A 13,165-nucleotide genomic window follows, 5' to 3' on the forward strand; every position below is an offset into this window, starting at 1 on the left:
CTTTACGAAAGCCAAACCCACGCCGGACGCGAGCTGGACGAATGTCCGGCTCAGTCCAGCTTGATCCAGACCCCCTTCGTGTTCAGGTATTCATCGAGCTGCTCGGTGCCGCCCTCGCGGCCATATCCGCTCATCTTGTAGCCGCCGAAGGGCAACGCGGGATCGATGGCGTGATAGGTGTTCACCCAAACCGAACCTGCACGCAGGCTACGCGAGAGGACGTGCGCCTTGCTGACGTCGCGCGTGAAGACACCCGCCGCAAGCCCGTACGGCGTCGCATTGGCTCGCTCTACGGCCTCATCCAGCGTGTCGAACGGCAGAGCGGAAATGACCGGACCAAAGATTTCATCGCGGGCGATCTGCATGTTGTCGGAGACGCCGGCGAAGACGGTGGGCTCGACGAAATTTCCCTTCGCGAAACTCCCCTCTCTCAGTCTCCGGCCTCCGGTCACGACCTTGGCGCCTTCGTCGCGTCCGCTGTTCAGGAAGCCTTCGACCTTGTCGAGCTGTCGTTCGGAAACGAGAGGTCCGATCTCCGTCGTGGGATCTGCTCCGTCACCGATTTTCAGGGCCGAAGCAAATTTCCCCAGCCTCTCGACCAGCTCGTCATGGATCTTTCGCTCGACGAACAACCGGGAGCCCGCGATGCAGATCTGGCCCGAATTGGCAAAGGCAGCCATCGCGGCGATCGGCACGGCCTTATCGAGGTCGGCGTCGGCGCAGACGATGACCGGCGACTTTCCACCAAGCTCGAGCGACACCCGCTTGAGATTGCCGGCCGACGCGCGAATGATCGCCTGGCCTGTGGCCGTGGATCCCGTGAAGACGATCTTGTCGACACCGGGATGTTCGGCCAAAGGCGCACCGGCCTCCGAGCCGGTCCCGGTCACCACGTTGACGACGCCGGGCGGCACGCCTGCCTCGCTCATCAAATCCGCGATCAGGAGCGGCGTCAGCGGCGCCTCTTCGGAAGGCTTGAGCACGACGGTGCATCCGGTCGCGAGTGCAGGCCCGATCTTCCAGACCGATGCAGCCGTGGGCGCGTTCCAGGGAATGATCGCGCCGACGACGCCGACGGGCTCCTTCCGTGTGAACGAGACGATGTCGCCCGGAAGCGAATTGTCGATCGTCTGCCCGTGAATCGCAGTCGCCATGCCGGCGTAGTATCTGAGCATGCCGAGCACGCGAAGCTTGTTCGCCCGCGTCCTGACGATCGGCATGCCCATGTCGGCGGTGTCGGACCGGCTGATCTCCTCCCAATGCTTCTCGAATAGGTCGGCAATACGCAGGAGCAGAGCCTGTCGCTCGAACGGCTTGAAGCGGCTCCATGGTCCCACGAAGGCGCGACGGGCGGCGGTGACGGCGATGTCGATGTCGCCGGCATCTCCACGCGGAACACGACCGATCACTTCGCCGGTCGCAGGATTGCGCGTCTCGAAGACCTTGCCCGAGCGGGCCTCAACCCACGCACCATCGACGAACATCTTGCGGGTTCGGCCGTCTACGGGAGATCGGATATCGGTCTTTGTCATTGGGTCAGTCTTCCCTGTCTCAACACTCATTCTCAGTCTAGGCTGCCGGCTTCGTCTTCCGAACGAGCCGCGCGAGGTCGGAAATGCGGGCCTGGCCATGGCCGCTCTCGACCACGGCCGCGATGACAGTGCCGACACCGTCGGCGATCGCTTTGGATGCCCCGGATTTGCTCGCTATCGTCTGATAGTAGGAGATATCCTTTAGCGCATTATCGGGGCGCGACGGGAGCGCCCTGATCCTTTGCTAGACCTGGACCGACGTCAGCTTCTTCAGGCATCGCAGGGCAAACGATGACCGGCTGTGGCGGATGCCGGGAATACGATAGAGCTTTTCGCGCAGGAAGCGCTCATAGCCGGCGGTGCTTTCGACCGCGACTTTCACGATGTAATCGTAATCGCCGGTGGTGAGATAGGCCTCGATCACCTCCGGCAAATTCGTAAGCAATTGGCCAAAGCGTTCGAGCATCTCCTCGTCGTGGCGGTCGAGCGTCAACTCTATGATGACCGTTTCGGGCAAGCCAAGCTTGTCCTGATTGAGCAGCGCGACGTAGCCATCGATATAGCCCTGCGTCTCCAAGCGCTTCAGCCTGTTCCAGCATGGCGTGGTGGAGAGCCCGATTGTGTCGGCGAGTTGCGCCATCGTCAGGCGTGCATCCTGCTGCAAGGCACGCAGGATCTTGCGATCGATCTCGTCGAGCCGAAGTGCATCCTTGCGAGACGCTTTGGCAGGCCCCGTGATACGTCCGACCGCCGCCATACCAAGAACTCCATTCTGGATTTTCCACCTAAGTGTGGAAAAATTCTCCTGCGCTTTTAAACTACACCCAGATCAAAAGAACAACAATCCTGGTTTTTGCCAGTACGATGTACCTACAAATTGAGACGCATGCGGTGTTTGTTCTCGAACTGCAGACCAGCAATATGCACGCCGCACTCGGCCGCCTGCTCGACCAGACCCGTGTCGCAGGGTTGCCGCTTGCTGCTCTCAGCGCACGGGCGGACGCGAACGCCTGCCGCATCTCAGCTTCCATAGATATCAATGACCGCGACGTCATCGACCGGCTCGTTCGCCGTGTTGGTGCGTTATTCTGCATCGATGCAATCGAGGTGAGAGGTGAAAGCCAATGCCCGACCCCAACCTCATCGGTGACATGATCCCGCAAGACGCGGCGGCTCCATCCGCCGAGTATCCGCCACTGAGGCTGCACGTGCCGGAGCCGGCGGTTCGCCCGGGCGGGACGCCGGATTTCTCGAACATCCGCATTCCGCGCGCAGGCCAGGTCAATCGTCCCGACGTCGACGTGGATGCCGAGACGATTCGCGATCTCGCCTTTTCGGTCATCCGCGTGCTCAATCGCGACGGCGAGGCCGTCGGTCCCTGGGCAGGTGCGCTCTCCGACACCGAACTGCTCGAGGGCCTGCGTCACATGATGACGCTGCGTGCGTTCGATGCGCGCATGCAGATGGCGCAGCGGCAGGGCAAGACGTCGTTCTATATGCAGCACATGGGCGAAGAGGCCGTGAGCTGCGCCTTCCGCAGGGCGCTCAATCCGGGGGATATGAATTTCCCGACTTATCGCCAGGCCGGACTTTTGATCGCCGGCGGCTACTCCCTGGTCGAGATGGCCTGCCAGATCTACTCCAACACGCACGATCCCCTGAAGGGGCGCCAGCTGCCCGTGATGTATTCCTCAAGGGAGCACGGCTTCTTCACGATCTCGGGAAATCTTGCCACCCAATACATTCAAGCGGTCGGCTGGGCGATGGCCTCGGCGATCAAGAACGACACGAAGATTGCCGTTGCCTGGATCGGCGACGGCGCAACGGCCGAATCCGACTTCCACGCGGCCCTCGTATTCGCCTCAACCTATCGCGCGCCGGTCGTGCTCAACATCGTCAACAATCAATGGGCCATCTCGACGTTCCAAGGCATCGCGCGGGGTGGCTCCGGCACGTTCGCGGCCCGCGGGCTCGGTTTCGGCATTCCGGCGCTCCGCGTCGACGGCAACGACTACCTCGCCGTCCATGCGGTGGCGAAATGGGCCTGCGAGCGTGCACGCCGCAATCTCGGCCCGACCCTGATCGAGCACGTGACCTATCGCGTCGGTGCGCATTCCACCTCGGACGATCCCGCGGGCTATCGGCCGAAGACGGAGTCCGAGGCATGGCCGCTCGGAGATCCCGTGATCAGGCTGAAGAATCATTTGATCGTCCGCGGCGCTTGGTCGGAGGAGCGGCACAAGCAGGCCGAGGCGGAGATTCTGGACTCCGTGATTTCGGCCCAGAAGGAGGCCGAAAGCTACGGCACCCTCCATTCCGATCAACGTCCGTCGGCGCGCGACATGTTCGAGGGCGTATTCGCGGATATGCCGCCGCATCTGCGCCGCCAGCGCCAGGAAGCCGGAGTCTGAACCATGCCACGGCGGACCATGATCGAGGCGATTCGCGACGCCATGGATGTGATGATGTCGCGCGACGATAACGTCGTCGTGTTCGGCGAGGACGTCGGCTATTTCGGAGGCGTATTTCGCGCCAGCCAGGGCCTGCAGGCGAAATACGGAACGAGCCGTTGCTTCGATACCCCGATCAGCGAGCTCGGCATCGTCGGCATCGCAGTGGGCATGGCGGCTTACGGCCTGAAACCCTGCGTCGAAATCCAGTTCGCCGACTACATGTATCCGGCTTACGACCAGATCGTCTCCGAGGCCGCACGGTTGCGCTATCGCTCCAACGGTCAATTCACCTGCCCGCTGGTGGTGCGCATGCCGACCGGCGGCGGCATTTTTGGCGGCCAGACGCACAGTCAGAGCCCGGAAGCTCTGTTCACGCATGTCTGCGGCATCAAGACCGTCGTCCCCTCGAACCCACGCGACGCCAAGGGCCTGCTGATCTCTGCGATCGAGGACCCCGATCCCGTGATCTTTCTCGAGCCGAAGCGGCTCTATAACGGTCCATTCGACGGTCATCACGACCGGCCGGTAACGCCGTGGTCAAAGCACGATCTCGCCAACGTCGACGACGGACATTTTGCAATTCCGCTCGGCAGCGCCGCAATCCGCAGGCCGGGCGAGGCCGTCACCATCCTCGCCTACGGCACCATGGTTCACGTCGCCGAGACCGCCGCGACCGAAGCCGGTATTGATGCCGAGATCATCGATCTTCGCTCGCTGCTGCCGCTCGATCTCGACACCATCGAAGCCTCGGTCAAGAAGACCGGGCGCTGCGTCATCGTGCACGAGGCGACGCTGACCTCTGGCTTCGGTGCTGAACTCTGCGCACTGGTCCAGACGCGATGCTTCTATCATCTGGAAGCTCCCATTGCGCGCGTCGCCGGCTGGGACACACCCTACCCGCACGCGCAGGAATGGGACTACTTTCCGGGCCCGGCGCGTGTCAGCCGCGCATTGATCGAAACGCTGGAGGCTTGAGATGGCCGAGCGCGTGGTCAGGCTGCCCGACGTCGGCGAAGGCATTGCGGAAGCCGAGCTCGTGGAATGGCACGTGAAGGTCGGCGATGTCGTCCGCGAAGACGCCGTGCTCGGCGCCGTCATGACTGACAAGGCGACGGTGGAAATCCCCTCGCCGGCGGACGGACGCGTCATCTGGCTCGCCGGCAGCGTGGGCGACATTCTCGCCATCGGCTCGGACTTCGTTCGGCTGGAGGTGGACGGCAAAAGCGCGCAAGCGACGGAGGCAGCGACGCCCCCGTCATCCGCGGCAAGCGCTTTGGCCCAAAAACCTGACGTTGCCGCAAGCGCTTCGCGCATGGCGGCGAGCGAGCCACCCAACATGCTGAAGTCGCAGCCCCCTGCGGCGCCAGCCCACCACGCAGGTGATCGACCTCTGGCCGCCCCCGCGGTTCGGCTCCGCGCGCGGGAGGCAGGCTCCGACCTGCGTCAGATTCGCGGCACGGGTCCCGCCGGGCGGATTACCCACGATGATCTTGACGCCCATCTCGCGCGCGGCCGCACCGGAACGACGGCGGCGCCGTATCCAACACAAGCCGCGGTCACCGACATCAAGATCGTCGGCTTGCGCCGCAAGATCGCCGAGAAGATGTCGGTTGCGAGCTCGCGCATTCCGCACATCACCTATGTCGAGGAGGTCGATGTCACTGCGCTCGAGGATTTGCGCGCGAAACTCAATGGCCAGAAGCAGCCGGGGAAACCCAAACTGACAATGTTGCCGTTCCTGATGCGTGCCATGGTGCGCGCGATCGCCGAGCAGCAACATCTCAATGCCCATTTCGACGACGAGGCCGGGATCGTTCACCAGCACGCGGGCGTTCATATCGGGATCGCCACGCAAACGCCAGCCGGCCTGGTGGTCCCCGTCGTCCATCATGCGGAAGCGCGCGACCTCTGGAGTTGCGCTGCCGAGGTCGCGCGGCTCGCGGAAGCGGCCCGGAACGGCAGCGCCACCCGCGACGAACTCACCGGCTCGACCATCACGATCACATCGCTCGGTGCGTTGGGCGGGCTTGCGACGACCCCCATCATCAATCATCCGGAGGTCGCAATCGTCGGCGTCAACCGCATTGCAATCCGACCGCATTGGAATGGCGCGGCCTTCGTGCCGCGTCAGATGATGAACCTGTCGTCCAGCTTCGATCACCGGGTCATCGATGGGTTCGACGCGGCCCAGTTCGTGCAGCGGATCAAGACACAGCTGGAGACACCTGCCATGATCTTCATTGACGCATAGAACGATGACCGAAATCACCTGCAAGCTCCTAGTCATCGGCGCGGGCCCCGGCGGCTACACCTGCGCGATCCGCGCCGGCCAGCTCGGCATCGATACGATCATCGTCGAAGCCGAGAAGCCTGGCGGAACCTGTCTCAATGTCGGCTGCATTCCTTCCAAGGCTTTGATCCATGCGGCGGGTGAGTATGAAACCATCGCGCGCGCCGCGGAGGGCCAGAGTGCGCTTGGTATTGCCGCGGCGAAGCCGTCGCTCGACATCGCCAAAACCATCGCTTGGAAAGACAATATCGTCCGACGTCTGAACGGCGGTGTGGCCGGCCTTTTGAAGAGGGCCGGTGTCAGGCTCGTGGCTGGCCATGCCCGTTTCCGCGACGGCAAGACCGTCGAGGTCGAAGCACAATCCGGCCGACAGGTGATCCATGCCGAAACGGTGGTGATCGCGACGGGCTCCGAGCCGGTTGCGCTGCCGTTTCTGCCCTTCGGCGGCCGCGTGATCTCCTCGACCGAGGCCTTGGCACTCGCCGAAATCCCGAAGAGGCTTGTCGTGGTTGGCGGCGGTTACATCGGTCTCGAGCTCGGTACTGCATTTGCAAAGATCGGCGCGGCGGTCACGGTCGTCGAGGCCACGCCACGCATCCTCCCGCAATATGATCGCGACCTGAGCGAGCCCGTCGCAAGGCGCCTGATCGCACTCGGGGTCACCGTTTTGACAGGCGCAAAGGCGAAGGCGCTCGTCGCGGACGGTACGGCGCTGGCGATCGAGACCGCAGACGGTGAGCAGACGTCACTCGCGGCCGACAAGATCCTTGTCACGGTCGGCCGCAAACCGCTGACAAGCGGCTTTGGCCTCGAAAATCTCGATCTCGACATGGATGGACCCTTCATCCGAATCGACGACCGATGCCGCACCTCGATGCACGGCATCTGCGCGATCGGAGACGTCACCGGAGAGCCGATGCTGGCACACCGCGCCATGGCGCAAGGCGAGATGGTGGCCGAGATTGTTGCCGGTCGCCGTCGCGCCTGGGACCGGATTTCGATCCCCGCGATCTGCTTCACCGATCCCGAGATCGTCACTGCCGGCCTGTCACCGGACGAGGCGAGCAGCAAGGGTTTCGACGTCAAGACGGACCTCTTTCCGTTCAAGGCCAACGGCCGCGCACTGACGCTGGAGCGGGAAGACGGCTTCATCCGGACGGTTGCGCGCGCCGACAATCATCTTCTGTTGGGGATCCAGGGCGTCGGTGCCGGCATCGCCGAGCTTTCGGCGGCCTTCTCTCTTGCGCTGGAGATGGGCGCGCGGCTGGAGGATATCGCCATGACCATCCACGCGCATCCAACCCAGAGCGAAGCCTTTCACGAGGCCGCGCTGAAGTCGCTGGGACACGCGATTCACATCTGAACGTGCAGGAATCTTCCGTGCGCCACGCCTCCACAAATGAAGCAGCAGCAAGCCGGCGGCGCGTGCAAATCGCGCAAATGGCGGAGAGAGTGGGATTCGAACCCACGGTACGGTTTCCCGCACACACGCTTTCCAAGCGTGCGCCTTAAGCCACTCGGCCATCTCTCCGGAGCGCCCTCTCTTGAAGGGGCGCCGATGATTTTGCAAGGGATCGCCGATAAATCGGGTGAATTTTCCGCAACATATTGTATCTACAGGGGAATATCTCGTGTCACGGACCCGTCCGGAACCTGCCTCGGCTGAACCTGTCGCGGGTTTGGTGCGACGATTCACTTAAGGACGCCAAACATGACCGGGGACACCATGACCATCCGCAAGACCCTCGCCGCTCTTGGCCTGATTTCGGCCCTTGTCGCCGGCTTTACGGCGTCGGCTCGGGCCCAGGCCTGCACGCGCCAGGGCGTCGATGTGACCTGTGACGATGGGCGGCGTGGGGTGCTATCGGGCAACGCCATCCTCTGGCCGGACGGCACCCGCTCCAGTTCGACACCGCATCAGAGCGTGATCATCGGCAACAAGGGTTCGGTGCATGTCGGCCCAGGCGTGTTCGTGGGCCAAGGCAAGGGCATGGTGCCGATGGATGATCCGAACGCGCCGAACAAGCGGCAATGCGCGATCCTGGATGGGGTATCCTATTGCTATTGAGGCTTTCCTCTCCCCCATCGGAAGGGGAGAGGCAGCAAGCTCTCTTAGATCAACCGTACACCTGAGATCGCCGACTTCAACCAGCGCAGCGCCTGGGGCGGCTGTGCCGCGAGCGGGGCGGTCGCGACCTTCTCGGTGCGGCACTTCTCCAGCTCGACCACGAAATCCGTCGACCATTGCTGGATGGTGTGGCCACGCAACGTCTTCATCATCGCATCCCAGCGCATCTTACGCTCGGTGAGCGGCATCGCAGCAGCAACCGCGATCGCACGGGCCATGCCGTCGATATCGTGGGGATTGACCAGCAGCGCGGTGTCGAGCTCGTTGGCGGCACCGGCGAATTTCGAGAGCACCAGCACACCAGGATCCGCTGGATTTTGTGCGGCGACGTATTCCTTGGCGACGAGATTCATGCCGTCATGCAGCGGCGTCACCACGCCGACCTGCGCGGTGCGGTACAGGCCTGCAAGAACGGCCTGGCTAAAGCCCTTGTTGAGATAGCGGATCGGCGTCCAGTCGACCTCGCCATGACGGCCGTTGACGTCGGTGACGAGGCGAGCGACCTCGTTCTGGAGATTGCCATAGGCCTCGATGCCGCCGCGCGACGGGTTGGCGATCTGCAGCAGCGAGATACTGCGCGCAAACTGCGGCTGCTCGGTCCAGAGCCGGTCGAACGCGCTGATGCGATTGACGAGGCCCTTGGAATAGTCGAGTCGATCCACGCCGATCGCGAGCCGCTCGCCGTTCAAGCTGCGGCGCAGGCGCGACACATCGGGATGCGAGGCCGACTTCGCGGCATAGGCTGCGAATTTTTCCGCATCGATGCCGATCGGAAACACCTCGCAGCGCGTGCGGCCGTGCTGCGAGAGCACGACGCCGTCTTCGACGATGAGGCCGAGCTCAGCGCCGGCATAGCCGAGGAAGTTCTGACAATCCGCCTCAGTCTGGAAACCAAGCAGGTCATAAGCCAGCATGGCCGTGATCAGCTCGCGATGATTCGGCACGCCCTGCATCACCGCAGCAACCGGCCACGGTGTATGCAGGAAGAAGCCAATGGGATCATCGACGCCGAGGTCGCGCAACTCTGCGCCGAGCGCGAGGAAATGATAATCCTGCACCCAGAACGCGGTCTTCGACTTGCGGAATCGCATCAAGGCACGTGCCATGAACGCGTTGACCTCGCGATAGCTGACATAATCTTCGCGCGAGACACGGATCAGGTCGCTGCGCGAATGCAGCGCCGGCCACAGCGCCGAATTGGCAAAACCTTCGTAGTAGCCGCCGTAATGCGCCGCCGGCAAATCCAGCGTCGCGATCGCACCTGAGCCGAGCGCTTCGATCTCGGCAAAAGGCTCCTTCTGATGACCGTCGCGCACGCGGCCGGAGGAACCCACCCAGATCGCACCCGAATGCTCCACGACGGGAAGCAACGCCGCCGCGAGGCCACCCGTCATGGGCTCATTGGGTTTACCGCGCGCAACTCGATTTGAAACGACGACTAAGTTCACAGGTCGTCCCCTCCTGTTCATTCCACCCCGTTTAACTGCCGTTCATCAATATGGTTCCTGTCATCATTTCCACGAAATGAAACCAAAGTCAGGCATGCGCGTTGGAACCAGTTTCCTTGCGGGAACCGGGGGAATTCCTGTTGAGAAAGAGAGTTTTGGCGGCTGTGTTGCGCAGCGTGAATTGCGCGCGCGACGGAACACTGTGCCCGACAATGTGGCCCCGAGATGACGTGCCTTATTCCAACCTTGTATCGTCGAGCAGACGCGCAAGGAACGCGCGTACATCGTTCGGCGCGTCGAAGTGGCCGTTGACGCCGATGGCGCGGCGGCCGACCGAGAACGAGAGTCCGTTCATGTCGGGCATGATCGCGAACACAGTTTCATCGGTGACGTCGTCACCGATGAAGATCGGACGACGTCCCTTGAACGGCTCGTGCTGCATCAGTTCGCGCACACCGGTCGCCTTGGTGAAACCGGAATGCTTGATTTCGTAGACGAACTTTCCGGGCAAGACCTCGATCGGTGCATTGGGCAGATCAGCGCGGATCAGCGAGACGGCCTCATAGATCGCTTTCTCCGCATGCGGCGCGAGGCGATAATGCAGCGCCAGTGAATAGCCCTTGTCTTCGAGCAGAATACCGGGGCTCAGCTTTGCGATCGCGGCCAGCCGCCGCTTCAGCTCCTTGTCCATCGGCGGCGCGTGCACGTCGTCGGCCTCGTTGCCCAGCGACAGGCGCATCTCCGCACCGTGTCCGGCGACAGCACGAAATACATCGGGCGCGAAGATCAGATCGATGTCGTTGAGCGAACGGCCGCTGACCATCGCCAGCGCGCCCGAGGTCCGCTCCGTCAGCCGGTTGAGCGTCTCCGACAAGCCCGGCGGCACCCACACCTCGCGCGGCGTCGGCATCAGGTCGAGTAACGTCCCGTCGATATCGAGCAGGATCGCGGTCTCATTGAGATGCGGAACGAGCGCATGGGGCACAGGCACCGCGTCGGGCGCTTCATCTTCCAGCATGGGACGCTTCCGATCCAGTTCCGCAAGTTCCGATTTCATAGTCTACTCCATGGACGCGAGCGGCCGCGCGATTTGTTCTAGCGATTTTCGTTCCGCGGAAATGGCATAGCGCCACGCCACGATCGCAGCCGCGATCATCAGAAAAGCCCCCAGCAGATAGCCGGCGAACACGCTGGCACGCGATCCCGTGTCGATCAGCACGCCGAACAGGGCAGGCCCGATCACGCCGCCAATGCCGGTGCCGACCGCGTAGAACACGGCGATCGCCAGCGCGCGGACTTCAAGCGGAAATGTCTCGCTGACGGTGAGGTAGGCCGCGCTCGCAGCAGGTGAGGCAAAGAAGAAGATCACCATCCAGGCAATCGTCTGCCCCTGCGCGCTCAGCGCGCCGATCGAGAACAGATAGCCCGACAGCGCCAGCAGCAGACCCGAGACGCCATAGGTGAACATGATCATGACACGCCGGCCGAGCGTATCGAACAGACGGCCGAGCAGCAACGGCCCAAGGAAGTTACCGGCGGCGAACGGCAGCAGGTACCAGCCGACATGATCAGCGCTGATACCGTAGAAGTCCGTCAGCACCAGCGCAAAGGTGAAGAAGATCGCGTTGTAGAAGAAGGCCTGCGCGCTCATCAATGCGAGGCCGACCAGGGCGCGTCGGCGATAGGCCGAGAACAGGGTATGCACGACCTCGCGGATCGGGGTATGGTCGCGCATCTTCAGACGAATCTTGGCAAAGCGCCCGTCGCTCGCATCCTGATCGTGCCCGATCACCGAGCGCTCGATCTCGCCGACGATGGCATGCGCCTGATCGGGCCGGCCATGAACCATCAGCCAGCGCGGACTTTCCGGGATCCACATCCGCATCAGGAGTACGACGAGGCCGATGGTGGCGCCGATGAGATAGGCAAGGCGCCAGCCGAGATCGGGACCGATCACATTGGGATCGAGCAGCACAATGGCCGCGACCGCGCCCATCGCGGCGCCGATCCAGAAGCTGCCATTGATGACGAGATCGGTCCAGCCGCGGTATCGCGCTGGCACCAGTTCCTGGATGGTCGAATTGATCGCGGTGTATTCGCCGCCGATACCGGCGCCGGTCAGGAAGCGAAACAGCGCGTAGCTCGCGACGTCCCACGACAAGGCGGTGGCCGCGGTGGCCGACAGATAGAGAGCCAGCGTGATGAAGAACAGCTTTTTGCGGCCGATCCGATCGGTGAGCCAGCCGAAACCGAGTGCACCCAGCACGGCGCCTGCAAGATAGGCGGAGTTAGCGATGCCGAGATCGAGATTTGAGAAATGGAGCGTCGGGCTCTGCTTCAGCGCGCCCGAGAGAGCACCGGCGAGCGTCACCTCGAGCCCATCGAGAATCCATGTAATGCCAAGCGCCAGGACGACGCGGGTGTGAAAGCCGCTCCACGACAACGCATCGAGCCGCGCAGGAATGCTGGTCTCGACGATGCGATCGGCCGCAGCCGCCGTCGGGACTGCAGGTCCATAGTTCAGCGCTGGGCTCTGCTGCAATTCCATCACGTTGCTGGGTCGTGGGGTGCGGCATTCCGCCTGCCACCTGCGACAACGTTCGCGAGAAGCGGCGGTTCCCTCAGGAACGTTGCCGGATCCCGATCGTTTCCGCCGGAGCCGCAAGGAGTTGACGCATGGCTCATGCCAGAAAGACGACACATTCGCGCAAATCAGCTGCACGCAAGAAGACCGACGCGAGCCGCGGCGGCGCGCGAAAGCGCATCAAACGCGCCACACCGAAGCGTTGGTCGCAACGCGTCACGAGGGAGAGCGACGCGCTCGACCTCAAGCGGGGCGTGTTCAAGCTGACCAGCGCGAAAAAGATCGCAGCGTCGCTGAAGCGTTCCGCCGAACACAGCGCGCGCCGTAAGACCGGCGCCTATCGCTCGGCGCTGTCGATGCTGACTTTCTATGTCAATCGCGCCGGCAAAACGTTGCCAAAGACGCAGCGCACGCGGCTGGAGAGGGCGAAGGTGGAACTAAGGCGGGCGTTCGGGAGGGAGTGAAACGCGCGCTCTTCGCCCCGTCGTCGTCCTGGACAAGCGCAGCGAAGCCGAGCGTTGATCCAGGACCCATTACCCCAGAGGGAAGTTTGGCGAAGACTCAGAGTTGCCAGCTCGCTGCACGATTCTACCCCCGGGGTAATGGGTCCTGGCTTTCGCCAGGACGACAGTGAAGGCAGAGGCGCATCCTGGCCCTACGCCGCCCGGATATTCGCCATGAAGCGATCGAGCTCGGCACGCAGCCGCGTGCTTTCGGACGACAGCGTCTT

General features: G+C 62.9%; 12 protein-coding genes and 1 tRNA gene. 7 read left to right on the plus strand and 6 right to left on the minus strand.

Annotation, left to right across the window (positions count from 1 at the left end):
- Positions 1–50: 50 nt before the first annotated feature.
- Together JQ587_RS30895 and JQ587_RS30900 are read right to left on the minus strand one after the other, a co-directional pair.
- A complete protein-coding gene (locus JQ587_RS30895) occupies positions 51–1,532 on the minus strand; it encodes an aldehyde dehydrogenase family protein (RefSeq protein WP_212427859.1) in 1,482 nt (493 codons plus the stop codon).
- Positions 1,533–1,776: 244 nt separating this feature from the next.
- A complete protein-coding gene (locus tag JQ587_RS30900) occupies positions 1,777–2,289 on the minus strand; it encodes an Lrp/AsnC family transcriptional regulator (protein ID WP_212303614.1) in 513 nt (170 codons plus the stop codon).
- Positions 2,290–2,321: 32 nt separating this feature from the next.
- Here JQ587_RS30900 and JQ587_RS30905 point away from each other — a divergent pair, with 32 nt between their 5' ends.
- The 5 genes from JQ587_RS30905 to lpdA are packed head-to-tail and all read left to right on the plus strand — an operon-like array spanning position 2,322 to position 7,638.
- Positions 2,322–2,687, plus strand: coding sequence for a hypothetical protein (locus tag JQ587_RS30905; protein WP_212427852.1), 366 nt, complete (start codon positions 2,322–2,324; stop codon positions 2,685–2,687).
- Complete coding sequence (locus JQ587_RS30910; RefSeq protein ID WP_212427860.1) at positions 2,684–3,943, plus strand: 3-methyl-2-oxobutanoate dehydrogenase (2-methylpropanoyl-transferring) subunit alpha; 1,260 nt, start codon at positions 2,684–2,686, stop codon at positions 3,941–3,943. The genes JQ587_RS30905 and JQ587_RS30910 overlap by 4 nt, the downstream gene beginning before the upstream one ends.
- Before the next feature lie 3 nt (positions 3,944–3,946).
- Positions 3,947–4,960: an alpha-ketoacid dehydrogenase subunit beta gene (locus JQ587_RS30915; RefSeq protein WP_212427853.1), complete on the plus strand. Its 1,014-nt coding sequence runs from the start codon at positions 3,947–3,949 to the stop codon at positions 4,958–4,960.
- A gap of 1 nt (position 4,961) precedes the next feature.
- A complete protein-coding gene (locus JQ587_RS30920) occupies positions 4,962–6,236 on the plus strand; it encodes a dihydrolipoamide acetyltransferase family protein (RefSeq protein ID WP_212427854.1) in 1,275 nt (424 codons plus the stop codon).
- Between the two features lie 4 nt (positions 6,237–6,240).
- Positions 6,241–7,638, plus strand: coding sequence for a dihydrolipoyl dehydrogenase (gene lpdA / locus JQ587_RS30925; protein ID WP_212427855.1), 1,398 nt, complete (start codon positions 6,241–6,243; stop codon positions 7,636–7,638).
- Between the two features lie 78 nt (positions 7,639–7,716).
- On the opposite strand, the gene JQ587_RS30930 is transcribed toward lpdA, so the two are convergent.
- Positions 7,717–7,806 (minus strand) — tRNA-Ser (locus tag JQ587_RS30930).
- 195 nt (positions 7,807–8,001) lie between these two features.
- Between JQ587_RS30930 and JQ587_RS30935 the strand changes: the two genes are divergently transcribed.
- Entirely contained in the window at positions 8,002–8,343 is a 342-nt protein-coding gene (locus tag JQ587_RS30935; protein WP_212427861.1) for a hypothetical protein, read from the plus strand.
- 44 nt (positions 8,344–8,387) lie between these two features.
- Here JQ587_RS30935 and JQ587_RS30940 read toward each other — a convergent pair whose 3' ends face one another.
- From JQ587_RS30940 to JQ587_RS30950, 3 genes are all read right to left on the minus strand, one after another.
- Positions 8,388–9,851, minus strand: coding sequence for a trehalose-6-phosphate synthase (locus tag JQ587_RS30940; RefSeq protein WP_212303928.1), 1,464 nt, complete (start codon positions 9,849–9,851; stop codon positions 8,388–8,390).
- A 235-nt stretch (positions 9,852–10,086) separates the two neighbouring features.
- Positions 10,087–10,908 (minus strand): trehalose-phosphatase, encoded by an 822-nt coding sequence (gene otsB, locus JQ587_RS30945; RefSeq protein ID WP_212303929.1) that lies wholly within the window; start codon positions 10,906–10,908, stop codon positions 10,087–10,089.
- Between the two features lie 3 nt (positions 10,909–10,911).
- Complete coding sequence (locus JQ587_RS30950) at positions 10,912–12,399, minus strand: MFS transporter (RefSeq protein ID WP_212427862.1); 1,488 nt, start codon at positions 12,397–12,399, stop codon at positions 10,912–10,914.
- Positions 12,400–12,527: 128 nt separating this feature from the next.
- Here JQ587_RS30950 and JQ587_RS30955 point away from each other — a divergent pair, with 128 nt between their 5' ends.
- The gene (locus JQ587_RS30955) at positions 12,528–12,899 is read left to right on the plus strand and encodes a DUF3175 domain-containing protein (RefSeq protein WP_212427856.1); all 372 of its coding nucleotides are present in this window, start codon (positions 12,528–12,530) and stop codon (positions 12,897–12,899) included.
- The last annotated feature ends 266 nt before the right edge of the window (positions 12,900–13,165 follow it).

Origin of the sequence: Bradyrhizobium manausense (assembly GCF_018130615.1) — a bacterium.
GTDB classification, from domain to species: domain Bacteria; phylum Pseudomonadota; class Alphaproteobacteria; order Rhizobiales; family Xanthobacteraceae; genus Bradyrhizobium; species Bradyrhizobium manausense_A.